The sequence below is a fragment of the Nocardia sp. CA-120079 genome (assembly GCF_050955745.1).
Classification (GTDB): Bacteria; Actinomycetota; Actinomycetes; order Mycobacteriales; family Mycobacteriaceae; genus Nocardia.
In genome coordinates this window covers 729334-753378 of the sequence record NZ_CP192088.1, presented here as the reverse complement: position 1 = coordinate 753378, position 24045 = coordinate 729334, and the positions used below count along the sequence as shown (strand labels likewise).

Sequence of the window (24045 nt, the reverse complement as noted above, 5' to 3'; positions counted from 1 at the left end):
AGCGCGGTTCGCGAAGGTAGTCACCATGACCGAATCGACGACCGCCGCGCACCGGGCGGAAATGACCGAAACGGTGATCACGCCCGTGCTGGACGTCGTGATCCCCGTCTACAACGAAGAGGCCGACCTGGGTGTCTGCGTGCGGCGGCTGCACGCCTACTTGCGCGACGGGTTCCCGTTCCCGGCGCGGATCACCGTAGCCGACAATGCGAGCACCGACGACACCATGCAGGTCGCGCAGTTGCTCGCCGATGAACTCGATGACGTGCGCGTCGTGCACCTCGACGCCAAGGGCCGTGGCCGCGCGCTGCGCGCGGTGTGGGAGCACTCCGACGCCCAGGTGGTCGCCTACATGGACGTGGATCTGTCCACCGACCTCAATGCGCTGCTGCCCCTGGTCGCGCCGCTGATCTCGGGCCACTCCGATCTGGCCATCGGCACCCGGCTCGACGCGGCGTCGCGAGTTGTGCGCGGACCCAAGCGCGAAATCATCTCGCGCTGCTACAACCTGATTCTGAAAGCCTCACTGCAGGCGCGCTTTTCGGATGCGCAGTGCGGGTTCAAGGCGATGCGCACCGATGTGGCGCGGCGGCTGCTGCCGCTGGTGCAGGACGGTGAATGGTTCTTCGACACCGAGCTCTTGGTGCTCGCCGAGCGGGCCGGGCTGCGCATTCACGAGGTGCCGGTCGACTGGATCGACGATCCGGACAGCCGGGTCGACATCATCGATACCGCGCGCAAAGACCTGCTCGGCGTGTGGCGACTGCTGCGCGGGCTGACGACCGGTGCGCTGCCATTGGACGAGCTGCGTCGCTCCGTCGGCCGTGAACCACTGGTTCCCGGTGTGCCGTTGGGGATGGTCGGGCAGGTGGTGCGGTTCGCGATAGTCGGGGTCATCTCCACCCTCGCCTATATGCTGCTGTACCTGGTGTTGCAGCCCATGACCGGTGCGCAGGTGGCGAACTTCGTCGCGCTGCTGATCACCGCGGTCGGCAATACCGCCGCCAACCGCGCCTTCACCTTCGGGGTGCGTGGATCGAATGGCGTTGTGTCACACCAATTCCAAGGTCTGCTGATCTTCGGCTTCGGCTTATTGGTCACCAGCGGTTCGTTGTTCGCCCTGCACCGTTGGGCACCCGACGCCGCCGTTCATCTGGAATTGTTCGTACTCGTGGTCGCCAATCTCATTGCCACGCTGATCCGATTCGTCGGCCTGCGCTGGGTCTTCCGTAACCCGACCGCCACCCGCACGGCGCTGGTCACCGAGGGCGGACAACAGTGACAGCTACGCTCACGCCGCCGTCGACCGCGGTGCCGTCGCAATCGCGCCCCGAGCGCAAGATCGGTTGGGAATACCCGGCATTGGCGGTACTGCTGCTCGGCACCGGAATCGCCTACCTGTGCAACCTCAGTGCCAGCGGGTGGGCGAATTCCTTCTATTCCGCCGCGGTACAGGCGGGTTCGGAGTCCTGGAAGGCCTTCTTCTTCGGCTCCTCGGATGCGGCCAACTCGATCACCGTCGACAAACCACCGGCCTCGCTGTGGCTCATGGAACTGTCGGTGCGGGCATTCGGACTGAATTCCTGGACCATTCTGGTTCCGGAGGTGCTGCTCGGCGTCGCCTCGGTGGCACTGGTGTGGGCGACGGTGCGCAGGCCCTTCGGCTCGGCAGCCGGGCTCATCGCCGGACTGGCGCTCGCGGTGACCCCCGTCGCCGCACTGATGTTCCGGTTCAACAACCCGGATGCGCTGCTGGTATTCCTGATGATCGCGGCGGCCTGGGCGATGACCAGGGCGGTCGAGGACGGGCGCACCCGCTGGCTGGTACTCACCGGTGTCTGCATCGGATTCGGGTTCCTCACCAAGCAATTGCAAGTGCTGCTGGTAGTGCCGACACTGGCGCTGACCTATCTGTTCGCCGGTCCGCCCAAACTCGGCAAGCGGATCCTGCAGCTGCTCGCGGCGGGTTTGTCGATGATCGTCGCGGCCGGCTGGTGGCTGCTCACGGTCGAACTGTGGCCCGCATCTTCGCGACCGTGGATCGGTGGGTCGCAAAACAATTCGATCGTCGAGCTCACACTCGGCTACAACGGTCTCGGTCGCTTGAACGGCAATGAACACGGCAGCGTCACCCCCGGCGGTGGCGATATGCCGCGCGGTGGCGGTGGTGGTGGTGGCGGCATGTGGGGCAGCACCGGCATCACCCGGATGTTCGAACCGGCGCAGGGCGGTCAGATCGCCTGGCTCATCCCCGCCGCATTGGTCGCGCTGCTAGCGGGAATCCTGTTGCGCGGCAAGGCTGCTCGCACCGATGGACGGCGCGCGGCGCTGATCCTGTGGGGCGGTTGGCTGCTGGTGACCGGGTTGACCTTCAGCTTCATGGCGGGCATCTTCCACCAGTACTACACGGTGGCGCTGGCTCCGGCGGTCGCCGCATTGGTCGGTATCGGCGCGGTTCAGCTGTGGCGGGATCGGCACCGGCTGTGGGTCCGGTTGTTCGCGGGGCTCGCGGTCGGCCTGACCACCGCGACGTCGTGGATGTTGTTGTCGCGCAGCTCGAGCTTCGTGCCGTGGTTGCGGTGGGCGGTGCTGGTGGTCGGTGTGCTCGCGACCATCGCGGTACTGCTGCCCGCACCGCGGAAGGTGGCGCTGGTCGCGGCATTGGCCGCCGCATTCACCGGATTCGCCGGGCCCGTCGCGTATTCCGCCCAGACCATTTCGACCGGACACGAGGGCGGGATCCCGTCGGCGGGACCGAACGTCGGGATGTTCGGGATGTTCGGGCATCTTTCCGGCGAAGAGGGCGGCTTCGGCGGGCCGGGTGGCTTCGGTGGTCCCGGCGGCTTCGGTGGCCCGGGCCGTCCCGGCGGCGGAATGCCAGATGGACGAAACACTGACGGCCGCAATACGAGTGGCGCTCCGGGGCGAGAAGCCAACATGCCAGGCGGCAACGAGGCCGCGGGCAATCCGATGATGGGCGGCCCCGCCGGCGGTCTGCTCGGCGCGAGCAGGCCGAGCGAGAAAGTCATCGCACTGCTGGAAAACAATGGCTCCGACTACACCTGGGTCGCCGCGGCCACCGGCTCCAACAGTGCCGCCGGATTCCAGCTGGCCACCGAACTGCCGGTCATGCCGGTCGGCGGCTTCAACGGCAGCGATCCGTCGCCGACCTTGGATCAGTTCAAGCAGTATGTCGCCGACGGAAAGATCCACTACTTCATCGGCAGTGGCAATCGCGGCGGCGAGGACGGCGGTTTCGGTTTCGGCCGCTCCGGCACCAGCAGTGAGATCAGCAAGTGGGTGGAAGAGCACTTCACCGCGACCGAAGTCGATGGCATCACCCTCTACGATCTGACCGCCGCCCGCTGATCCACACTGGTGGGATCCGCATCCCCTTGGGGAACCCGCATCGGGTGCGGATCCCGACAACCAGTGCGGGTTGGCACGCAACGTAATTCGCCCGGTGCGTGTGCACCGGGCGAATTACGTTGTGGGTCAGGCGTACGCGGCTTCGAGCCACTCGGCGAACGTCGGACCCGCCAACTTCGCGTGCGCACCCGGCAGCAGCCCACCGTTTTCGAACTGCTCACGATCCGGGTACGCCGCATCACTCGACTCGATCACCTGTGCGGGCGCACCGAGCTTCGCCGCGAGCAGGCCGGCCGCACCCGCCATGGTCTCCGGCTGCGGACCCGCGATCTCGGGGAACGGCCCGTCGAGCGACTCCGGCGCGGGATGCACCGCCAATTCCACCAGCGCCTCGGCCACCGCACGTGCGGCGACCAACTGGGTGCGCATCTTCGGCAGGTAGGCGACCTCGCCCTGGGACCCCCACTGCATCATCACCTCGACCAACTCGTGGAACTGCGCGGCCCGCAGAATCTGCACCGGCAGCGGCCCTTCCAGCAGCGCGGCCTCATGCGCCAGCTTCGCGGCGTTGTATCCGGCGAGCGATCCGTCTATGCCGATGATGGACACCACGACCAACCGCTCGACACCGGCCTTGCGCCCCGCCTCGTGCAGGTTGCGCGCCGCGGCCCGGAAGAATTCGGTCGCGACGGTCTGGTCCGCGGACGGCGTGCTGGACGCATCGATGACGACATCCACACCGTCGAGCGCTTCCACGAGCCCGACGCCGGTCTCGATATCCACCCCGTTCGCCCGGGAGAATGCGACGACCTCGTGCCCCTGCTCGTTCAGCACGTCCACGACATGGCGGCCGAGCCGTCCGGTCGCTCCGGCAACCGCGATCTTCTTGGTATTCGACATGTTTCCCGCTCCTGTTTTCGCTGCGCTGTTCCGCTTTCACAGTGAGGACGACGCAGGACGCACGAGTGTGACATGCCGTTTCGGACTGTTCCTCGAGATTTCTTTACCTGCTTCCTCGAAATCCTCTTAATGCGGCATTCATTCGAAACCCTTTCGCACGCCGCGAACTCCGGGAATGATGATCCAGTTGCGCCAACTCCGACCATCAGGAAAAACGTGAGAAGCATTTCGAGATTCGTCCTAACCGTCATCGGCGCACTCGTCGCCATCGCGCTCACCGTCGGCTTCGCCTCGACCGCATCGGCCGCACCGGGTGAAGCGCCCCAGCCGACCGCACCGGTCGCGACCGCGCCGATCGCCGCGGCAGCCGAACCGACCCCGCAGGCCGACCTCATCGGGCAGTGCCTGGCACCCGGCGACACCATCGAGGTCAGGACACTGGTCGGCGGTCTGGTCGGCGCCACCATCGGCGGCATCGCGGGCCTGCCCCTTTTCTTCGTCGGCGCTATTCCGGGACTGGTCATCGGTGGGCTCCTCGGCGTCCTCATCGGTTCCACCTCCTACGCGGTCGACGAGGGCCACATGCAGCAGGCAGGGCTCTGCTGACAGCGAATTCCCTTTAGTGGCAAGCTGTTAGCGTGCGGGTATGAGCTCGACCACCGATCGATTCATCGACGCCGTATTCGATTTCGAGAGCGCGGTGCACGCGCAGGACTCGCAGGCTCAGCAACAAGCTCACTCGGAACTGCATCGCTGCTACCAATCAGCGACTCCGGAAGAGCTTGCGCAGGGCGGGAAGCGGCTCGCCGAGCTGCTACCCGATGTGCCGACGGGACCGCGAGCGAATATCGCGGTCCTCATCGGCGCGTGCGTCGAGGGTGGTGCGGATCCCGTGGCTTGCGCACCCGGCGTGCTGGCGAATCTCGCGATAACACTCGGTGGCGCAAAGGAATTCGCCGAAAAGTGGACGGCGGCGGCCGATGGCGTCGACGTACCCGACCCCGAACAGTTCGAGCTGGACCCGGACCTGTTCGAAATCTTCGGATTCCACCAGACGCTGGCGTGGTGGACGCTGGACCTCTGGAGCCGTGCGGGTCTGGCCATGTTGCAGCACAGGGAAGTTCGACAGAAGTTCGGACACTCCGGCCGCGAGATCATCCGGGAGCGGCACGACGCACTCGGCGAAATCTCCGACCGGTGGGACAAATGCCTCGGCTACGCGCTGATCGTGCTTGACGACGAGCCGGTCATCGTGCTGCACCGCGAGACCGGCACCGGCTACGCCATGCGCATGACCGGCATCGGCGACAATTTCCAACTGCACACGCTGCTCGCCGACGCCCTGATCGGCGGCGGACACATTCCCGGTGAAGCCCCGGCGGCGGAGGCGGTCGCCATGTGCCGCGATATGCCCGGCATGGTGGAGACCACCGGATCGTTCAACCTCGCCGCGCCGGACGGCAGCTGGATCTGGAACGAGGGCACACCGTCCGATATCCCGGCCGTCGACGGCACCCGCCTGCTGGTCCTGGATCCGCCGCCGTACCCACGCATCTGGCCCGCGGGCCGCTTCTTCCCCGATATGGTCGGCGACCTGACGCTGGAGCGGGTGCTCACCGCGAACGAGACGGCCGCCTGGTTCCGGCACGTGTCGCCGGCGAAGGATTCGAATGAGGACTAGCGGCTCACGGCCTAGGCGCGTGCAGTGCGGCGTGCAGCGTGGCCGCCCATTGCGAGACGATCTGCTTGCGGCGCGCCGAGTCATCGGTCAGGACATCAGCCAGACCGAGTCCGCGTGCCATGTCGAGCGTGGCCTGAACGAGGTGATGGGCGACCGGATCGCCGTCGTCCACACCAAGCGCCGCTACCGCCCGATGATGCGATATGCGTCCGAATTTGGCTTCCAGCGGCACAATTCGCTCTCGCAGCGCGGGATCGGCCGCCGCATGCGTCCACACCTGCAGCGCCGCTTTGAACAGTGGGCTGGTGTAGGAGTCGACCAAACCGGCCACCACCGCCTCGGTGCGCTCGACCCCGCCGACCGGCGCGACCACTGCCAGCGCCTCGTCCTTGGACTGCTGGGTGCGGGTGTAGAACATGTACTCGAGTGCGGCGGTGATCAGGTCTTCCCTGGTCGGGAAGTGATGCTGGGCAGCGCCCCGCGACACCCCTGCCCGTTCCGCGACGACCGAGACCGTTGCCGCCGCCCATCCCATTTCGGCCAGGCAGTCGATGGTCGCCGCGAGCAGGCGCTGCCGGGTGGCCCGGCTGCGGTCCTGTTTGGGTTCGTGAGGTGTCACCATCTGTTCACTCCGAACAGGCTTGCGGTTCTGGTCGTCGGCGTTGTCACGGCGCTATTCTGCCCAGGTCGGTGGGCGGCGCTGCAAGAAGGCCAGCATGCCCTCCCGCACCTCCGGGGTGCCGAAGAAGCTCGCGGAACGTCTCGCCAGCTCCTCGGCGGAGCTGTCGAACTCCGCCAGGATGCCCGCGTTGACCAATCGTTTGGCCTCGGCGAGCCCCTGCGGGGACCCCTTGCGCAGCTCCGCGCACAGCCGAGTCACTGCGGCCGCCGGATCGTCGGCGGTGATGGTGACCAGCCCGATCTGCTCGGCGATATCCGCGCCGAACTTCTCGCCGGTGAGGTAGTAGCGACTGGCGGCGCGCGGGCTGAGCCGGGGCAACAGGGTCAGCGAAATCATGAACGGCGCCAACCCGATTCGCACCTCGGTGAGTGCGAAACTGCTGCCGGGACCGGCGACGACGATGTCACAGGCCGCGACGATGCCCATACCGCCCGCGCGCACATTGCCGTCGATGTGCGCAACGATCGGCTTCGGCGTTTCGACGAGTCTGCGCAGTACGCCGATCATCACCCGGGTGCGCTCATCGGCGGCCACCGCCGGATCGGCATTGCTGGCCTCGGTGAGGTCCGCGCCCGCGCAGAAGGTATTGCCGGTGTGCGCGAGCACGATGCCGCGGACGGCGGGATCCGCCGCGGCATCGTCGAGGCCCTGCAGCAACTCGGCGACCAACCGCGACGACAGCGCGTTGCGGTTGTGCGGCGAATCCAGGGTCAGCGTGGCGAATCCATTGCTGACCTCGTAACGCACATATGGTGCGGTCGATGTCTCGGTCATCGTCCCTCCGGTAGCGGCATCGGACCCGATCCCTCGTCGACCAGGCATCGGGCGACGAAGAGGGGGTGTCAGTAGGACTTCGGCAGGCCCAGCGAGTATTGGGCGACGAAATTCAGGACCATCTCCCGGCTGACCGGGGCGATGCGGCCGATGCGGGCCGCAGCGAGCATAGCGGCGAGGCCGTATTCCTTGGTGAGGCCCGCGCCACCGTGCGTCTGGATGGCCTGATCGAGCGCCTTGATACTGGCTTCGGCCGCAGCGTATTTCGCCATGTTCGCGGCCTCGGCCGCACCCATCTCATCGCCCGCGTCGTAGAGCGTCGCGGCCTTCTGCATCATCAGCCGAGCCAACTCCACCTCGACCTTCACCGCGGCGAGCGGATGCGAAATGCCCTGGTGCGCACCGATCGGCGTCTTCCACACCGTGCGTTCCTTGGCGTATTCGACGGCACGATCGATGGCGTACCGGCCCATGCCGACGGCCATGGCCGCGCCCATGATGCGCTCCGGGTTGAGGCCCGCGAACAGCTGCATGAGCGCGGCATCTTCCTTGCCCACCAAGGCATCCGACGGCAGGCGCACGTCATCGAGGAACAGTGTGAACTGGTGGTCCGGCTCGATGATGTCCATTTCCTGCGGCGTCTTGACGAAGCCGGGGGCATCGGTGGGCACGATGAACAGCGCGGGCTTGAGCTTGCCGGTCTTGTGGTCCTCGGTGCGCGACACGATGAGCACGGCCTCGGCTTGGTCCACGCCGGAAATGAAGATCTTGCGGCCGTTGAGGATCCAGTCGTCGCCGTCGCGACGCGCGGTGGTGGTGATCTGGTGCGAGTTCGAGCCCGCGTCGGGTTCGGTTATGCCGAAGACCATCTTGGCGCTGCCGTCGGCGAGTCCGGGCAACCACTGCTGTTTCTGCTCGTCGGTGCCGTATTTGGTGATGATGGTGCCGCAGATGGCCGGTGAGACCACCATGAGCAGCAGGCCCGCGCCCTGTGCGGACAGCTCCTCCATGACCAGCGCGAGCTCGTACATGCCCGCGCCACCGCCGCCGTACTCCTCCGGCAGATTCACGCCGAGGAACCCGAGTTTGCCTGCCTCATCCCATAATTCGGTGAGCGGTTCGTTCTTGCGCGCCTTGGGCAGCACGTAATCGCGGAAGCTGTACTTCGCGGCGAGCCCGGCGACCGCGGCCCGTAGCGCCTTCTGCTCTTCGGTTTCGATAAAACTCATCAGTTCTCCTGGGATTCGGTGGGATCGACGACGGCGAGCACGGCGCCGACATCGACCTGCTGGCCGACGGTGACATTGAGGGCGCTGAGCACGCCGGCGGCGGGCGCGGAGATGGTGTGCTCCATCTTCATGGCCTCCAGCCACAGAATCGGCTGGCCCTGTTCGACGGCACTGCCGACCTCGGCACCGATGCGAATCACGCTGCCCGGCATGGGTGCGAGCAGTGAACCGTGCGCGACCTGATCGGCTGGGTCGCTGAAGCGCGGCAGTCTGCGTACCGATACCGGCCCGAGGGGGGAATCCACGCAGACCAGTTCGCCGTAGTGGGCGATGTCGAATTGTCTACGCACCGGGCCGCGTTCGCCCGGAACCGCGAGTACGACACGCTCGGGCTCCGCCTGCACCAATTCGAGTCCATCGTGACCGTCCACCGCGACACCGGTTCGGGTGAAGCGGTAACCGACGTCATGTGTTCCGCTGGTGCGGCTTTCGTACGACTTGTGCTGTGACTGCGACGACAGATTCCGCCAACCCGCGGGCAGCCCGCCGCCGACCCTGGCCGCCTTCCGGTTCGCCGCGGCATCCGCGAGCGCGGCGGCGACGATGGACAGTGCCTCATCGGCTTCGGTTGCCAAAGGTGCGGACAGCGAATCCAATCCGTGCGTTTCGAAGAATGCGGTATCGGTGTCTCCGGCCAGGAATGCCGGATGCCGCAGCACCCGCACCAGTAGATCGCGGTTGGTCACCAGACCGTGAATCTTGGCCCGCTGCAGGGCCGTTGCCAGCAACCGTGCCGCATCGCCGCGCGTCTCGGCGTAGGAGATGACCTTCGCGAGCATCGGGTCGTAGTGCACACCGACTACCGAACCGTCCACCACACCGGTATCCAGACGCACGCCCGGTCGATCGAGAACATCGAATTCGGTTGCCACCGAAGGGATACCGAGACGATGCACCGTCCCGCTCTGCGGCTGCCACTCGTGCGCGGGATCCTCGGCATACAGTCGCACCTCGATCGAGTGCCCACGCAGCGGCGGCGGCGCGGCAGCCAACTCGCCGCCCGCCGCGACCTCCAGCTGAGTCCGCACCAGATCCAGTCCGGTGGTGCATTCGGTGACTGGATGTTCTACCTGCAGGCGGGTATTCATCTCCAGGAAGAAGAAGTCGCCCGCCTCGTCGGCGAGGAATTCCACGGTCCCGGCACCGGTGTAGCCGATCGCACCGGCCGCCAGCCTGGCGGCCTCGAACAGTCGCTCGCGCATGCTCGATCCATCGGCCACGGGCGCGGGCCCTGCGTGGTCACGCTCGGCTACCGCCTCCGAGCCTGACGCGCGCATGGCGTCGATCCGCTCGACCAGCGGCGACGGCGCCTCCTCGACCACCTTCTGATGGCGGCGCTGAATGGAGCATTCGCGTTCGCCGACGGCCCAGATGGTGCCGTGGGTATCGGCCATGACCTGGACCTCGATATGTCTGCCGGTCTCCAGGTACCGCTCGCAGAACACCGTCGGATCACCGAATGCCGATTCGGCTTCCCGGCGCGCGGCGGCGATCTGCGGTTCCAGATCGGCGAGTTCGCGCACCACTCGCATGCCGCGTCCGCCACCACCGGCGGAGGCCTTGATCAGCACCGGCAGCTGCGCCGCGGTGACCTCGTCGGGATCGAGTTCGGCGAGTACCGGGACGCCGGCCGCGTCCATCATCTTCTTGGCAGCGACCTTCGAGCCCATCTGCTCGATGGCCTCGACCGGCGGGCCGATCCACACCAGTCCGGCCGCCAGCACAGCCTGTGCGAATTCCGCATTCTCGGAAAGGAATCCGTAACCGGGATGGATGGCGTCGGCACCGGTGGCCAAGGCCGCCTCGATTATCAGTTCGCCGCGCAGGTAGGTCTCGGCCGGGGTATTGCCCGGAAGACGCACCGCCGCATCGGCTTCGGCGACATGCGGTGCCGCGGCATCCGCATCGGAGTAGACCGCGACCGTGCCGATACCCATGCGGCGACAGGTGGCGAACACCCGGCGGGCGATCTCACCGCGGTTGGCCACCAGAACATTCGTGAAAGACATGGCCCTCACATCCGGAAGACGCCGAAGCCATCGGCGCCCTTGACTGGGGCATTGTGAATGGCCGACAACGCCATTCCCAATACCGTACGGGTATCACGGGGGTCGATCACACCGTCGTCGTACAGCCGCCCCGACATGAACATCGGCAGCGATTCGGCCTCGATCTGCGCCTCCACCATCGCGCGCATCCCGGCATCGGCCTCCTCGTCGAACGGAATGCCCTTGGACTCGGCGGCCGCCCGGCCCACGATCGAGATCACACCGGCCAACTGCGCGCCGCCCATGACGGCGGATTTCGCACTGGGCCAGGCGAAGACGAACCGTGGATCGTATGCGCGACCGCACATGCCGTAATGGCCCGCACCGTAGGACGCGCCCATCAGCAGCGAAATATGCGGCACCTTCGAATTCGAGACCGCGTTGATCATCATCGCGCCGTGCTTGATGATGCCTTTCTGCTCGAACTCCTTGCCGACCATGTAGCCGGTGGTGTTGTGCAGGAACAGCAGTGGCGTATTCGACTGGTTGGCCAGCTGGATGAACTGGGTCGCCTTTTGCGACTCCTCCGAGAACAGCACGCCGCGCGCATTGGCCAGAATGCCGACCGGATAGCCGTGCAGCTCCGCCCATCCGGTGACCAGGCTGCTGCCGTAGAGCGGTTTGAATTCGTCGAAATCGGAGCCGTCGACGACGCGGGCGATCACCTCGCGCGGATCGAACGGAATCTTCAGATCGGACGGGACGATGCCGAGCAGATCCTCCTGGTCGTACCGCGGCTCGATCACCTCGGCGCGCGGTGCCGGCCCCTGCTTCTTCCAGTTCAGGCGCTTGATAATCGAGCGGCCGATGCGGATTGCGTCCTGCTCGTCGACCGCCAGATAATCGGCCAGACCCGAGACGCGCGCGTGCATATCCGCGCCGCCGAGCGATTCGTCATCGGATTCCTCACCGGTGGCCATCTTGACCAGTGGCGGTCCGCCGAGGAATACCTTGGAGCGCTCCTTGATCATCACCGTGTAGTCGGACATGCCGGGGATGTAGGCACCGCCTGCGGTCGAATTGCCGAAAACCAAAGCGATGGTGGGGATTCCGGCCGCCGATGCCCTGGTGAGGTCGCGGAACATCCGTCCGCCGGGTACGAAGACTTCCTTCTGCGTCGGCAGATCCGCGCCGCCGGATTCGACGAGTCCGATCACCGGCAGACGGTTCTGCATGACGATGTCGTTCATGCGCAGGTTCTTGCGCAGCGTCCACGGATTCGAGGTGCCGCCGCGCACCGTGGGATCCGGCGCGACGATCATGCATTCGACGCCCTCGACAATGCCGATACCGCACACCACGCTCGCCCCGACGTGGAAGTCGCTGCCCCACGCGGCAAGTGGGCACAGTTCCAGGAATGGCGAATCCTCGTCGATGAGCAGTTCGATGCGCTCGCGCGCGGTCAGCTTGCCGCGCTTGCGATGCCGGGCCAGCTTGTCCGGGCCACCGCCCGCGATGGCCTTGGCGAATTCTGCCTCTACCTCGGCGAGTTTGTTGCTCATGGCCTCGGCCGCGGCCGCGTACTCCGGCGATGCGGTATCGAGTGTGGTGCGTAATGTCGTCAAGACTGGTACCCCAATCGTTTCGCCGCCAGTCCGGTCAGGATTTCCGTTGTGCCACCGCCGATGCCGAGAATGCGGATATCGCGGTATTGCCGCTCGACCTCGGATTCGCGCATATAGCCGAGGCCGCCGAACAGTTGCACGGCCTGATTGGCCACCCATTCGCCCGCCTCCACGGCGGTGTTCTTGGCGAAGCACACCTCGGCGATCAGATCGGTTTCGCCATCGGCGCTGCGCTGCACCACATCTCGGGTATAGACGCGGGCCACGTCGATCCGGCGCGCCATTTCGGTCACCGTGTTCTGCACGGCCTGCCTGCTGATCAGCGGGCGGCCGAAGGTCTCGCGGTTGCGCACCCAGTCCAGGGTCAGGTCCAGGCAGCGCTGGGCCTGCGAATACGCCTGCACCGCGAGCCCGACCCGCTCACTGACGAACGCACCGGCGATCTGATAGAAGCCGGAATTCTCCGGTCCGACCAGATTCTCCACCGGCACCCGGACATCCACATAGGACAGTTCGGCGGTATCGGAGGCCAGCCAGCCCATCTTGTCGAGCTTGCGGCTGACCGTGAAGCCCGGCGTGCCCTTCTCCACCACCAGCAGCGAAATGCCGCCGGAGCCGGGCCCGCCCGTGCGCACGGCGGTCACCACGAAATCAGCGCGCACACCCGAGGTGATGTAGGTCTTGGCTCCATTGACGATGTAGTGGTCGCCATCGCGACGCGCGGTGGTGGTGAGGTGGCCGACATCGGAGCCGCCGCCGGGTTCGGTAATGGCGAGCGAGCCGATCTTCTCCCCGGCCAGTGTCGGGCGTGCGAAGCGCTCGATCAGGTCTTCGTTGCCCGAGGCGATAATGTGCGGCACCGCGATACCGCAGGTGAACAGCGAGGCGAACAGGCCGCCGGAACAACCGGCCTGATGCATTTCCTCGCAGACGATCATGGCGTCGATACCGTCACCGCCGGAACCGCCTGCGGATTCCGGGAATTGGATGCCGAGCAGTCCGAGCGCTCCGGCCTTCTTGTGCAGTTCGCGCGGGATCTCGCCGTCGCGCTCCCAGGCATCGAGGTACGGAAGAACCTCGCGCTCGGCGAAACCCCTTACGGTGGCGCGCAATTCGCGCCGTTCCGGTGTATTCCACGGACTCATCGCAACTCCAATGGGATATCGACATGACGCGAGCGCAGCCATTCGCCGAGCCCCTTGGCCTGCGGATCGAAGCGGGCCTGGTAGGCCACCCCCTGTCCGAGCAGACCCTCGATGATGAAGTTCACGGCACGCAGATTCGGCAGTACGTGCCGGGTGACGGTCAGCGGTGCGGCCTCGGGCAGCAGTTCCTTGATCCGTTCCACCGTCAGCGTATGCGCCAGCCAGCGCCACTGCTCATCGGTGCGGACCCAGACGCCGATATTGGCATTGCCGCCCTTATCGCCGCTGCGGGCCAGCGCTATCGTGCCCAGCGGTGCTCGGCGAGTTCCGTTGGTGGACAATGGCTCCGGCAGTTCCGGCTCGGCCACGTTCGCCAACTCCAGCGTGTCCGACGCGGGTGCGATATCGACGCGCGTGCCCTGCGGCAACACCGCCGCATGCGGCACCTCGGCGGCATCGACGAATCCCGGTGTGTACACGCCGTACGGCGAACCATTGCCGGGCAGGCTGGTGAAGTTGGTACCCGGATAACTGGCCAATGCCAGCTCGACCGCGACATTGGAGAACGAGCGGCCGACCTTGTTCGGATCCGGATCGCGAACCACGCAGCGAAGTAAGGCGCTCGCCTGCTCCTCGGTTTCGGCATCGGGCCGGTCGAGCCGCGCCAGGGTCCAGGTCAGCTCCGCAGGCCGCACGGGCAGCCAGGACTCCAGTTGTCGTCGCGCCAGTTCGGCTTTCGCCTCGATATCGAGTCCGGTGAGCACGAACTCCATCTCATTGCGGAAACCGCCGAGAGTATTCAGAGAAACCTTTAGCTGCGGCGGCGGCGCTTCACCGGTCACACCACTGATCAACACGCGATCCGGACCTTCTTGGCTCAGCCCGATCGTGTCCAGCCGCGTGGTGACATCCGGCCCCGCATAGCGCGCTCCCTGGATCTCGTACATCAGCTGTGCCGCAACGGTATCCACCGTGACCGCGCCGCCCGTGCCCTGGTGCTTCGTGATGACGCTGCTGCCGTCTCTGCGTACTTCGGCGATCGGGAAACCGGGCCGTCCGAGATCGGCCAGCTCGGTGAAGAAGGCGAAGTTACCGCCGGTGGCCTGTGTACTGCACTCGATGACATGTCCGGCCACCACCGCACCGGCCAGCTGGTCGTAATCGGTTCGCCCCCAACCGAAGTGAGCGGCTGCGGGGCCGACGATCACCGAAGCATCGGTGACCCGGCCGGTGACCACGATATCCGCGCCCGCATTCAAACATTCGACGATGCCCCAGGCACCGAGATACGCATTCGCGGTCAACGGTGACCCGAGGCCGAGCTCGCCCGCTCGACTGAGCAGGTCGTCACCCTCGACGTGCGCGACCTTGGCATCCAGTCCCAGATCCGCCGCAACCTTGCGTAGCTTCTCGGCCAACCCGGCCGGGTTGAGACCGCCCGCATTGGTGACGATCTGAACATTGCGTTCCAGCGCCAGTCCGAGGCAGTCCTCGATCTGCCGGACGAAGGTCTTGGCATAGCCGAGGCTGGGATCCTTCATGCGGTCCCGCCCGAGGATCAGCATGGTCAACTCGGCGAGATAGTCCCCGGTGAGCACATCGAGCTGCCCGCCCTCGAGCATCTCCCGCATGGCGCTGAGCCGATCACCGTAGAACCCGGAACAGTTGCCGATTCGGATCAGCTCCGGATCGGCGGCCAGCATACTCATCAGCTGGAAGGCCCTCCTGTGCGGCGAACCGTCCCGGCGCGCCGCGTTGCGCCGCCGGTGGAGTCCGCGTTCCGGAGTCCAGCATCACACCAGGTCCAGAAAAAAGCAAGCACGCGTGCTTGTTAATCGGGCAGCGCACGCGAGGCAGAATGACCAGATGTCGTCCGTCATCCTGTTCGCGCTGGCCGGATTCCTCCTGGGCGGGGCCTACTCCACCTGGAAGACCGCCCGCCCCCTCGCCATCGCGCTGGTAGTGCTCGCTGCACTGGCGGCTGCAGGCGCGGTCGCCTGGTTGATGTAGACCACCTCGCTCGCCCTCGGCCACCGGCGCCGCAGGCGCGGCCAATTAGACTGCGCTCAGCCGGAAGATCCGCAGATCCTCCGGCACGCCGCTCAGTGGTGCGGCGAAGAAACTGCGCCTATACGGCTTGACCGAGAGCCCGAGTTCCTCGAGCGTCTCCGGTTCGACGGACTGCAATGTCGCGTGCGAAAGCATGGTGTTGCCGTTGCCGCCGGCCTCCATCACACGAGCGGCGATCGTCACATCCACGCCGAGCCAGTCACCGCCGATCTCGCGCGGCGAGCCGGTGTGCAGACCGATCCGCATCTGCGGGCGATAACCGCGCACGCTGACATCGGCCAGATTCCGTTTCGCCTGCACAGCGGCACGCACCGCACGATCGGCCGAGGTGAAGACGGCCATCACGCCGTCACCCATGCGCTTGATCACCTGACCGCCGCGGTCGGCGATCGGCGGCTCGATGGCCTTGGCAACCCCGCGCAACAGTTCGAGGGTCGCCTCATCGCCAGCCGAGAGCGACCAACTGGAGAACGCCACCAGATCGGTGAACATCACAGTTATTTCTTCGCTACCTCGACCACGGCCGACGCGCTCCAACATGGCCTGCCAGACCTGCAGCGCGCCGAACCCGATTTCCCGGGCCGCGCTCGGCGTATCGCCGACCAACTTATCCGCGGCGCGCGCCACCGCGCGGGCACCGCCCGGACCCGAAACCGACAGTGGGTCACCGAAAGACGGGTCACCGGGCAGCTGTTCGCGCGCCTTGCGCAGTACGCCGATGATGTCGGGCCGCTGGTTAGCGGCATTCATCAAGGCGGAGAACTGCCCGCGTCGCATTCCCGAGCCGGGACGACGAGCGGATCGGCCCTCATCGGCGGGTACCAACGGTATGGTCACCTCGGACGGAACGCCCCCGTTGTCTTCCGGTTCCGTCCCCGGCTCAGCACCGCCGGAAGGTGTTTCGGTCACGCCCCGAGCGTATCTCAGCCGACCAACCGTCGGCGGGTTACTTATTGTCGCCACCTGCGCCCCCTCGATGAGACTGAGCGGGCACAACGCCGGGTCCGCAATGGGTAACTCACTGGTTGCTGACTTCGAGAGTAGCCAGCATCGATTCTGGATGGAAGCGGTGCCGGGCTTAGTTTCCGGGATGTTCACATACTGCCTGGATTGCCCGAATACATACACCGACCCGGTGTGGAAGGGGATTCACACACCGGGCCGGTGTTCGCATAGTCCGCCGGGCAGTGGCGGACAGTGCGCGGGGCGCTCGGACCTCCCGACAAGGTCGGCACCCGTCACCCGAGCGGCGAGGGAGGGCAACTCGGGTAGTTCAATCATGCATCTCGTTGGTTGACCATAACCAGTGCAGCGCCGAAGACAATTGCGACGAAAACCGCGAAGTAGAGCAGGCCGCCCCACGGTCCCCAGTGCCAGTTCGCCGTCGATTCCGATGCGCTGTAGAAGTGGCTCGCATTCGCGAAGGGCAGGAACGGCTGCACATTGCGCCCGAAGCTGCCGAACGCGCCGAGCAGCGGCTCGATGAGCAGAGGCCAGAGCACGATCAGCGAAATCGCCGCGGCCGACTGCCGGACCAGCACCCCGATGCCGACCGCCAGGATCACGCTGAGCAGGGCATAGATCGGAATACCGTAGATCTCGCGCCAGGCATCGCCGCCGGAGAGCGTCAGGTTGTTGCTCGCATCGCCGCCGATCGCCTTGGCGATCGCGAAGGCGGCGAAGGCCAGCACGATGGTGAGCACCGCGCCGTACACGCCGACCAGACCCGCCTTGGTGGCGATCACCTTGGCGCGATGCGGTGTCGCCTGGTAGGTGGTCCGGATGATGCCGAAGCGGTATTCGCTGGTCACGGTCAAGGTGGCCATGATCATCAGGACCATCACGCCGAATCCGCTGATCCCGCCGACCGCGGTGGAGACGGTCAGGTCGAGCGCGTTCTCCTTACCCGACGACGAGCGGGCCACCGCCGCGAACAGCGCGGCCAGGCCGAGGGCGAGCACCACCACGATCGCCGAGCACCACCACGGCGACCTGGTCGAGGTGAGCTTGATACGTTCCGCTGCCAGCACGCCCATCAGAGCGCACCTCCCATCGCTGTGTAGGACGCGGCGTCCGCGGGGCCCTGCGTGGTTACGCGAGCTGCCGCCTCCGGGCCTGACGCTCCCGCCGGGTCGAAGCCTTCGCCGTGGTACTGCACAGCGCCGCCGGTCATCCGCATGAATGCCTCCTCCAGCGAAGCCCGCTGCGGCGCCAATTCGTACAGGGTGATGTCGTTCGAACCGGCCAGCTTGCCGACCGCGTCGCTGGTCACCCCGGCCACGACCAATGCGGCGCCGTCCTGGCCCGTGCCGTCCTCGCGGACGGTCATGCCATTGGAGGTGAGCAGGCTGCGCAACTGCTCGAGCTGCGGACTACGCACGCGCACCGACTGTTCCGAGGCACGCTCGATGAATTCCTGGGTGGTCGAATCGGAAATCAACTGACCGCGTCCGATCACGACCAAATGCTCTGCGGTCTGGGCCATTTCGGAGAGCAGATGGCTGGATACCAGCACGGTCCGCCCCTCTGCCGCGAGCCGCTGCATGAAGCGGCGAATCCAGAGGATGCCCTCGGGGTCCAGGCCGTTCACCGGCTCATCGAACAGCAGTACCGGCGGATCGCCGAGCAGCGCCCCGGCCAGACCGAGCCGCTGCGACATACCGAGGGAGAAGCCACCGGCATTCTTACCCGCCACCTCGGACAGGCCGACCAGCCGCAGCACCTCGTCCACACGGGACATGGCGATCTCGTTGGAGGCGGCCATCCACTGCAGATGCGCACGGGCCGAACGGTTCGGATGCACCCACTTGGCATCCAGCAGCGCACCGACGGCACGCAGCGGATGGTCCAGCTCGTGGTACGGCTTGCCCTGGATCAATGCGGTGCCCGCGGTGGGCTTGTCCAGGCCGAGGATCATCCGCATAGTGGTGGATTTACCGGCGCCATTCGGCCCAAGAAAGCCCGTCACCTGTCCGGGTCGAACGGTGAAGGAGAGATCTTGAACCGCGACGGTCTGCCCGTAATGCTTGGTCAGGCCCCTCAGCTCGATCATGGTGACCAGCTTTCCTCATTGCGCGGCCGCGCGCGTCATTAAATGGTGCCGAGTTCAATCATCCTCGAGGATGACCAAGGCCCTGGGGCCGCATCAGGGGAATCACTCTGAGCGATGCCCCCGTTAACGAGCCGGGTTCCGAGCGGCCTGTCGTCGAATATGAGCGAACGCCTACTCGTCCTTAGTCATTGCGATCATGAGTCGGCCCGCTTCTACCGCTCCGGATCCGTCTCGCTGGTCCAGACGCGAGCGGCCTCGGTGTCCGACTGTTCCCCCAGCACATGCGCTCTCATCCGCCTCGAACCTGTGCGCGCCGTCGTCACAATATGCACGGCTTCGCGACTGGTGAGGCCCAGGCGCTCCGCCAGCTCAACCGGCACCTTGTCGGCATCGCCGACCAACTCGACAAGCAAGCGGTTACGTGCCTGCTCGGCCGCGTGGATATCGTTCTGAGCCTGCCGGAAAATCTCCGACCTCTCCGGGGCACGACCACCTTCGCTGCGTGTGTACGTCTCGCCGGTCGCGAGGAGGCGCGCGCGAGCATCCGCGAGCCGCAACCTGACCTCCGCTTCGCGGTCCGCACTCATACGGCCACGATATCCCGCTCGGCGAGACGCTCGTCCAGCTCCCGTATCGTCCGTGCGCCTGCCCATGGTGATAGGTCGCGGCGACCGTCACGGATAGCGCCGATGAGCCGCGGCGAACGATTCTGGGCGGTGAGGTCGGCCGCGTCGCCGAGGACACGCGCGGCCTCACCGATCTCGTCGAGCTGGATCAACGCCCGCTCCAGTTCGAGCAGCGACATAGCCCGGTCACGCGTGAAGTGCGATGGGATGAGGGCGAGTGCCCGCCGGGTCGCCTCGGCCGCTGGAGCCGCCTCGCGCAGGATCGTCAGGCAGTTACCCCGGTAGGACTCCAGAAGGGCACCGCCGACAAAATAAGCGCGCGACTGCGAAGGGTGGCATGGTTCGAGTCCTGCGATATCCCGGTCCGCCTCGTCCAGCGCGGTGAGACACGCTTGCCGCTGGCCCGCCATCGCAGCGGCCTCGGCCGCGCGAATCGCAACATATGCGCGCAGTGGCCGGTCCGTACTCTGCGCGACCCAGGCCCGCGCGGCGACTGCGTAGTCGACGGCGACGCGTGGGCGACACTGCCAGAGGGCGAGCTGGGAAAGGTGACACAACATATACGCCCCGAGGTCGGCATCCTCGGCCTCGTGTGCGGTTTCGCGCGCCAGGGTATACAGACGCGACGCCGTCTCGTACTGGCTGGCGTCCCATGCAAGACACCCCGCGAATCCGGTCCATTCGGCGTGCAGGCTCAGCACGTCAGGGCGCAGTCCGGCCGGGCAATCGCGCAGCATCGCTTCGACGAGTTGTTGCTGAGCTATCACGAGGCCCTGCGCGGCTGGTGAGCCGAGCATCGCCGGTGTGACCGTAGGCTGTAGCCTTCGATGATGCCCCTCATCCTGGCTGCTCCGGACGTGGTCCATGTCGGCAACGATGTTCGGATCTGGCACAGCGGACTCGTTCAGGGGCCTTCGCGAACGTATCTCGCGATCGTCATCGAAGCGGTCGAACCGAACGAGAAATCGTTTCCGCTGTCGGTCGACGTAGTTCTCCGGTTGCAGCGATCGGTGACAGTGACGTTCTCGCGTGATGGGGTCACCTTGCCGTATCCAATGATCGCCGGTGCCGAAGATCTCGCATCGATGGTGTGGAGCGCCACGTTCCCGCGCCTGGATCCTGGCTCATACGCGATGCACGTCGATATCGGCGAGCTGAATGTGCACCACACCACGCGGTTCGACGTGCCAGCGCACGACATGCAATCTGAGCTGTACTGAAAACGCCAGCCAACCGCAAACACCTGCGAGCGGGCCGGGGCGCGCCCCTGACTCAGCGCTCCGGTGATGAGGCTTGCGCCCAGAAGCGTTTGGGGATGCGACCCGCGCGGCGGGCCAGGTGGCCTGCGTCGACCGCAGCGCGCATGGCCGCCGCCATCAGGGCGGGTTGCTGCGCTCGGGTCACGGCGGTGGCGAGCAATACGGCCGAGCAGCCGAGTTCCATGGCCAGCGTGGCGTCGCTCGCGGTGCCGATGCCCGCGTCGAGGATGACCGGGACGCCCGCAGCCGCCACGATCATCTCGATATTGTGTGGATTGCCGATGCCGAGGCCGGTGCCGATCGGGGCGCCGAGGGGCATGACCGCGGCGCAGCCCGCGTCCTCGAGTCGGCGGGCCAGGATCGGGTCGTCGGTGGTGTAGGGCAGCACGACGAATCCGGCGTCGACCAATTGTTCTGCGGCGGTGAGCAATTCGATCGGGTCGGGGAGCAGGGTGCGCTCGTCGGCGATCACCTCGAGTTTGACCCAGTTGGTGTCGAGCGCCTCGGCGGCCAGTTGCGCGGTGAGCACGGCCTCGGCGGCGGTGCGGCAACCCGCGGTATTGGGCAGGGGCATGATCTCGAGGCGTTTGAGCAGGTCGAGGACGCCGGTGCCACCGACGGCGTCGACCCGGCGCATGGCGACCGTGGTGAGCTCGGTGCCCGAGGCGATGAGCGCTTCCTCGAGCACGGCGAGATTCTCGGCGCCGCCGGTGCCCATGATGAGGCGCGAGCCGAACCGCTTGCCCGCAATCTCCAGTGGGTCAGGGGTTTCCAATGCGTCAGCCACCCTGAACCGCCGTAAGCACTTCGATCTCCCAGCCGCGGCCGACCGGCTCGTCCCAGCGGGACTTCGGGAAAACCGCACCGTCCACCGCGAGTGCGACGCCCTGGGACGGCAGCCCGAGACGATCGAGCAGTTCACGCACCGTGAGGGATCCGTCGAATTCGTGGTCCTGCCCGTTCACGGTGACACCGATGGGGACCGAGGTCATCGAACTCCTCCTGCAGATGTAGCGAGCGACGGCGGGTACGCCGTCGAAAAACGTTGGGGGTCAGCGGCTTTCGCGTCAGCGAGCGGTGCGCCATCGAGCAGGCTCAGCACCGCGTCGACGGTGAGCGGCACCGCGAGCATGCCGTTGCGGCCGTGTCCGGTAGCCACCACGACCCGGTCGGTGAGCCGTCCGATCAGGGGCAGGTTGTCGGGGGTGCCCGGCCTGGATCCGGCACTGGCCTCGGCCAATTCGTACTCGCCGATACCGGGCAGCACCGCCTCGGCGTCGGCGATCAGATCGCGGACTCCGGCGACGGTCACCGTCGTGTCGTAGCCCGCCTCGTATTGTGTTGCGCCGACGACGATTCCATCCGCGCGCGGGACCAGGTAGACCTGCCTGCCGTGCACACGCGCGCGAATCACGCGCTGCGGCGGGGGTGTCGCGCCCGGACGATGGCGCAGGCGCAGGATCTCGCCCTTCACCGGGCGGACCGGGAGTCCGGGCCACAGCAGCGACGATGCCGCGCCCGCGGCGAGCACGACTTGGTCGTGCGGCAGTGCGTTCACCGCGTCGACCGTCTCGGCACGCACCTCGACTCCTGCTGTGCCGCAAGCCTTTTGGAGCGCTTCCAGCAGCAGCCGGTTGTCGATGGCGGGTTCGGTGGCGGCGCGCAGACCGGCGCGCACGGTGCGTGCCAGCGCGGGTTCCAGCGCGCGCACACCGGCTCGGTCGAGCACCTCGAGCTGATGGCCACGGCCGCCGACCCATTCGGCCACCGTACGCAGATCGGCGGCGTCCGCACCATCCAGCGCGACGGTCAGGGTTTCATCGGCGACGAATACCGATACACCGGTGGTCGATTCCAGTCGGGCGGCGAAGTCGGGCCAGCGGGCCAGCGAGGCAGCGCCGATTTCCAGGACCAGGTCCTCCCCCGGCCAGCCCTCGGACAGTGGTGCGAGCATCCCCCCGGCAACCCAGGAGGCGCCGGAGCCGACGGCGGGATCGAATACGGTGACCGACCATCCCGCCTCGGCCGCCCGCCAGGCGGCGGCGAGTCCGATGGCGCCGCCACCGACGACGGCCAGAGTCCGCATTCGATCCACCTGCCTCACTATTCGCATCCCCACGGTAGCGCGACTACGGTCGAGCACGTGCAACCCTCCCACCAGTTCCGGTCCCTACCGCCCAGGGAGCGTTTGGCTACCGCCCGGCTGTATCTCTGCACGGACGCACGCAGGGAGAAGGGCGACCTGGCCAGGTTCGCCGAGGCCGCGTTCGCCGGCGGTGTCGACATCATTCAGCTCAGGGACAAGGGGTCGCCCGGCGAGGCGAAGTTCGGCCCGCTCGAGGCCAAGGCCGAGATCGGCGCACTCGCCGAATTGAAGGCCGCGGCCCGCAGGCACGGCGCGCTGGTCGGGGTGAACGACCGTGCCGATATCGCGCTCGCCGCCGGGGCCGATGTGCTGCACCTCGGACAGAACGATCTGCCGCCGTGGTACGCGCGACGCATTCTCGGACCCGATGTGGTGATCGGGCGCTCCACCACCAACCGCGCGCAGGCCGGGCTCGCGGCGGTCGACGAGAACGTCGACTATTTCTGCACCGGGCCGGTGTGGGCCACGCCGACGAAGCCGGGACGTCAGGCGGCGGGCCTGGACCTGGTGCGTTCCACCGCCGACGCCCATCCGACCCGTCCGTGGTTCGCGATCGGCGGCATCGATGCCGAACGACTGCCCGAGGTGCTGGCGGCGGGAGCCGAGCGCATCGTCGTGGTGCGCGCGATCACCGAGGCGCGCGACCCCGAAGCAGCGGCCCGGCACCTGAAAACAGCGTTGCTGCACAACGCTCAGATCGGCTGACACTCGCAGCGCGGCTCGACAACTTCAGGACAGCACCTGAACCCGGGTGAGCGAAAAGACCGAATCGGGCGGAGCGAGCTCCGAATTCGCATCCGACCGCACGGCATCGGTCGCATCGATATCCGTGTCGACGATGCGGGCGTAGGCACCGGGGCCTTCGGGATCCGCGTGCAACCAGACGAAGCCCTGATCGGCGAGGTCGACGGTACGAGGCAGCGCGGCCGCGACCGAACCGGCGTCGTCCACGTCGATGTCGTCGAGGCGGACGCGCGCCGGAGCCGCCCGCAACGCAGGCCAGGAGGCGGCGAAGCCGGGGTGTAGCGGATGGCTGTCGACCTCGTCCTCGGGGACCCACGCCAACGCACTGCTCTCCCGGTTGCGACTGGTCGGCAGGGTCATCACCGCGTCGGCGACAACGGTGGTGTACGTCCAGCCGCTCAATGCCGTCGCGGTGATTCGCTCGCCGCGCACTCGAACATCGGCGGGATCGATGCCGGCTTCCTCCCATGCCTCGCGGACCGCCGCGTGCACCGGGGTCTCGTGGCTGTCGCGGGCGCCGCCGGGCAGCGCCCAGGTGCCACCCTGATGACTCCACGGCGCGCGGTGCTGCAACAACACCGCAGAACCGCCGCCCGCGAGCGGGGCGCGCAGCAGAAGTCCGGCGGCGCCGAAGCGGCCCCAATGCCGCAATCCGTCCGGGCCGCGTGACCAACCGTCACCGTCACCACGCATCT

General features: G+C 66.7%; 24 protein-coding genes. 7 read left to right on the top strand and 17 right to left on the bottom strand.

Going from position 1 to position 24045, the window contains the following annotated elements; translation table 11 throughout:
- The first annotated feature begins 25 nt into the window (after positions 1-25).
- Entirely contained in the window at positions 26-1282 is a 1257-nt protein-coding gene (locus ACQPYR_RS03560) for a bifunctional glycosyltransferase family 2/GtrA family protein (RefSeq protein ID WP_357476666.1), read from the top strand.
- Entirely contained in the window at positions 1279-3369 is a 2091-nt protein-coding gene (locus tag ACQPYR_RS03555; RefSeq protein ID WP_433627547.1) for an ArnT family glycosyltransferase, read from the top strand. Before ACQPYR_RS03560 ends, ACQPYR_RS03555 begins: the two co-directional genes overlap by 4 nt.
- Positions 3370-3495: 126 nt before the next feature.
- Here the strand turns inward: ACQPYR_RS03555 and ACQPYR_RS03550 are convergent, their stop codons facing one another.
- Positions 3496-4269: an SDR family oxidoreductase gene (locus ACQPYR_RS03550; protein WP_433627545.1), complete on the bottom strand. Its 774-nt coding sequence runs from the start codon at positions 4267-4269 to the stop codon at positions 3496-3498.
- A gap of 216 nt (positions 4270-4485) precedes the next feature.
- Between ACQPYR_RS03550 and ACQPYR_RS03545 the strand changes: the two genes are divergently transcribed.
- Positions 4486-4875: a hypothetical protein gene (locus ACQPYR_RS03545; RefSeq protein WP_387294584.1), complete on the top strand. Its 390-nt coding sequence runs from the start codon at positions 4486-4488 to the stop codon at positions 4873-4875.
- 40 nt (positions 4876-4915) lie between these two features.
- Positions 4916-5950 (top strand): hypothetical protein, encoded by a 1035-nt coding sequence (locus tag ACQPYR_RS03540; RefSeq protein WP_433627542.1) that lies wholly within the window; start codon positions 4916-4918, stop codon positions 5948-5950.
- 4 nt (positions 5951-5954) lie between these two features.
- On the opposite strand, the gene ACQPYR_RS03535 is transcribed toward ACQPYR_RS03540, so the two are convergent.
- From ACQPYR_RS03535 to ACQPYR_RS03505, 7 genes are all read right to left on the bottom strand, one after another.
- Entirely contained in the window at positions 5955-6572 is a 618-nt protein-coding gene (locus ACQPYR_RS03535) for a TetR/AcrR family transcriptional regulator (protein WP_433627540.1), read from the bottom strand.
- Between the two features lie 51 nt (positions 6573-6623).
- Complete coding sequence (locus ACQPYR_RS03530) at positions 6624-7406, bottom strand: enoyl-CoA hydratase family protein (protein WP_433627538.1); 783 nt, start codon at positions 7404-7406, stop codon at positions 6624-6626.
- Between the two features lie 68 nt (positions 7407-7474).
- Complete coding sequence (locus ACQPYR_RS03525; protein ID WP_433627536.1) at positions 7475-8635, bottom strand: acyl-CoA dehydrogenase family protein; 1161 nt, start codon at positions 8633-8635, stop codon at positions 7475-7477.
- Positions 8635-10704 (bottom strand): acetyl/propionyl/methylcrotonyl-CoA carboxylase subunit alpha, encoded by a 2070-nt coding sequence (locus tag ACQPYR_RS03520; RefSeq protein ID WP_433627534.1) that lies wholly within the window; start codon positions 10702-10704, stop codon positions 8635-8637. The genes ACQPYR_RS03525 and ACQPYR_RS03520 overlap by 1 nt, the downstream gene beginning before the upstream one ends.
- 5 nt (positions 10705-10709) lie before the next feature.
- Positions 10710-12308, bottom strand: coding sequence for an acyl-CoA carboxylase subunit beta (locus ACQPYR_RS03515; RefSeq protein ID WP_433627532.1), 1599 nt, complete (start codon positions 12306-12308; stop codon positions 10710-10712).
- Positions 12305-13453: an acyl-CoA dehydrogenase family protein gene (locus ACQPYR_RS03510; RefSeq protein ID WP_397050069.1), complete on the bottom strand. Its 1149-nt coding sequence runs from the start codon at positions 13451-13453 to the stop codon at positions 12305-12307. The genes ACQPYR_RS03515 and ACQPYR_RS03510 overlap by 4 nt, the downstream gene beginning before the upstream one ends.
- Positions 13450-15162 (bottom strand): acyclic terpene utilization AtuA family protein, encoded by a 1713-nt coding sequence (locus ACQPYR_RS03505; protein ID WP_433627528.1) that lies wholly within the window; start codon positions 15160-15162, stop codon positions 13450-13452. The genes ACQPYR_RS03510 and ACQPYR_RS03505 overlap by 4 nt, the downstream gene beginning before the upstream one ends.
- A gap of 157 nt (positions 15163-15319) precedes the next feature.
- Here ACQPYR_RS03505 and ACQPYR_RS03500 point away from each other — a divergent pair, with 157 nt between their 5' ends.
- On the top strand, positions 15320-15463 hold the full coding sequence (locus ACQPYR_RS03500; RefSeq protein WP_433627525.1) for a hypothetical protein: 144 nt from the start codon (positions 15320-15322) through the stop codon (positions 15461-15463).
- 45 nt (positions 15464-15508) lie between these two features.
- On the opposite strand, the gene ACQPYR_RS03495 is transcribed toward ACQPYR_RS03500, so the two are convergent.
- From ACQPYR_RS03495 to ACQPYR_RS03475, 5 genes are all read right to left on the bottom strand, one after another.
- Positions 15509-16300: an adenylate/guanylate cyclase domain-containing protein gene (locus ACQPYR_RS03495; RefSeq protein WP_433634999.1), complete on the bottom strand. Its 792-nt coding sequence runs from the start codon at positions 16298-16300 to the stop codon at positions 15509-15511.
- Positions 16301-16800: 500 nt separating this feature from the next.
- Positions 16801-17559 (bottom strand): ABC transporter permease, encoded by a 759-nt coding sequence (locus ACQPYR_RS03490; RefSeq protein ID WP_433627523.1) that lies wholly within the window; start codon positions 17557-17559, stop codon positions 16801-16803.
- Entirely contained in the window at positions 17559-18575 is a 1017-nt protein-coding gene (locus ACQPYR_RS03485; protein WP_433627520.1) for an ABC transporter ATP-binding protein, read from the bottom strand. The genes ACQPYR_RS03490 and ACQPYR_RS03485 overlap by 1 nt, the downstream gene beginning before the upstream one ends.
- Positions 18576-18787: 212 nt before the next feature.
- Complete coding sequence (locus ACQPYR_RS03480; protein WP_433627518.1) at positions 18788-19162, bottom strand: hypothetical protein; 375 nt, start codon at positions 19160-19162, stop codon at positions 18788-18790.
- Positions 19159-19998 (bottom strand): hypothetical protein, encoded by an 840-nt coding sequence (locus ACQPYR_RS03475; protein ID WP_433627516.1) that lies wholly within the window; start codon positions 19996-19998, stop codon positions 19159-19161. The genes ACQPYR_RS03480 and ACQPYR_RS03475 overlap by 4 nt, the downstream gene beginning before the upstream one ends.
- Before the next feature lie 30 nt (positions 19999-20028).
- On the opposite strand from ACQPYR_RS03475, the gene ACQPYR_RS03470 reads away from it, so the two are divergent.
- On the top strand, positions 20029-20421 hold the full coding sequence (locus ACQPYR_RS03470) for a hypothetical protein (RefSeq protein ID WP_433627513.1): 393 nt from the start codon (positions 20029-20031) through the stop codon (positions 20419-20421).
- Between the two features lie 52 nt (positions 20422-20473).
- On the opposite strand, the gene ACQPYR_RS03465 is transcribed toward ACQPYR_RS03470, so the two are convergent.
- Genes ACQPYR_RS03465 through thiO form a run of 3 tightly spaced genes read right to left on the bottom strand, consistent with a single transcriptional unit; the run spans position 20474 to position 22546 of the window.
- Complete coding sequence (locus ACQPYR_RS03465) at positions 20474-21247, bottom strand: thiazole synthase (protein WP_433627510.1); 774 nt, start codon at positions 21245-21247, stop codon at positions 20474-20476.
- Entirely contained in the window at positions 21240-21452 is a 213-nt protein-coding gene (gene thiS, locus ACQPYR_RS03460; protein WP_387294566.1) for a sulfur carrier protein ThiS, read from the bottom strand. The genes ACQPYR_RS03465 and thiS overlap by 8 nt, the downstream gene beginning before the upstream one ends.
- Positions 21449-22546 carry a glycine oxidase ThiO gene (thiO, locus tag ACQPYR_RS03455; RefSeq protein WP_433627508.1) on the bottom strand — a complete coding sequence of 366 codons (1098 nt, stop codon included), beginning with the start codon at positions 22544-22546 and terminating at the stop codon, positions 21449-21451. Before thiO ends, thiS begins: the two co-directional genes overlap by 4 nt.
- A gap of 57 nt (positions 22547-22603) precedes the next feature.
- On the opposite strand from thiO, the gene thiE reads away from it, so the two are divergent.
- Positions 22604-23311: a thiamine phosphate synthase gene (gene thiE, locus ACQPYR_RS03450; RefSeq protein ID WP_433627506.1), complete on the top strand. Its 708-nt coding sequence runs from the start codon at positions 22604-22606 to the stop codon at positions 23309-23311.
- A gap of 24 nt (positions 23312-23335) precedes the next feature.
- On the opposite strand, the gene ACQPYR_RS03445 is transcribed toward thiE, so the two are convergent.
- Entirely contained in the window at positions 23336-24043 is a 708-nt protein-coding gene (locus ACQPYR_RS03445) for an NUDIX hydrolase (RefSeq protein WP_433627503.1), read from the bottom strand.
- Positions 24044-24045 lie beyond the last annotated feature (2 nt).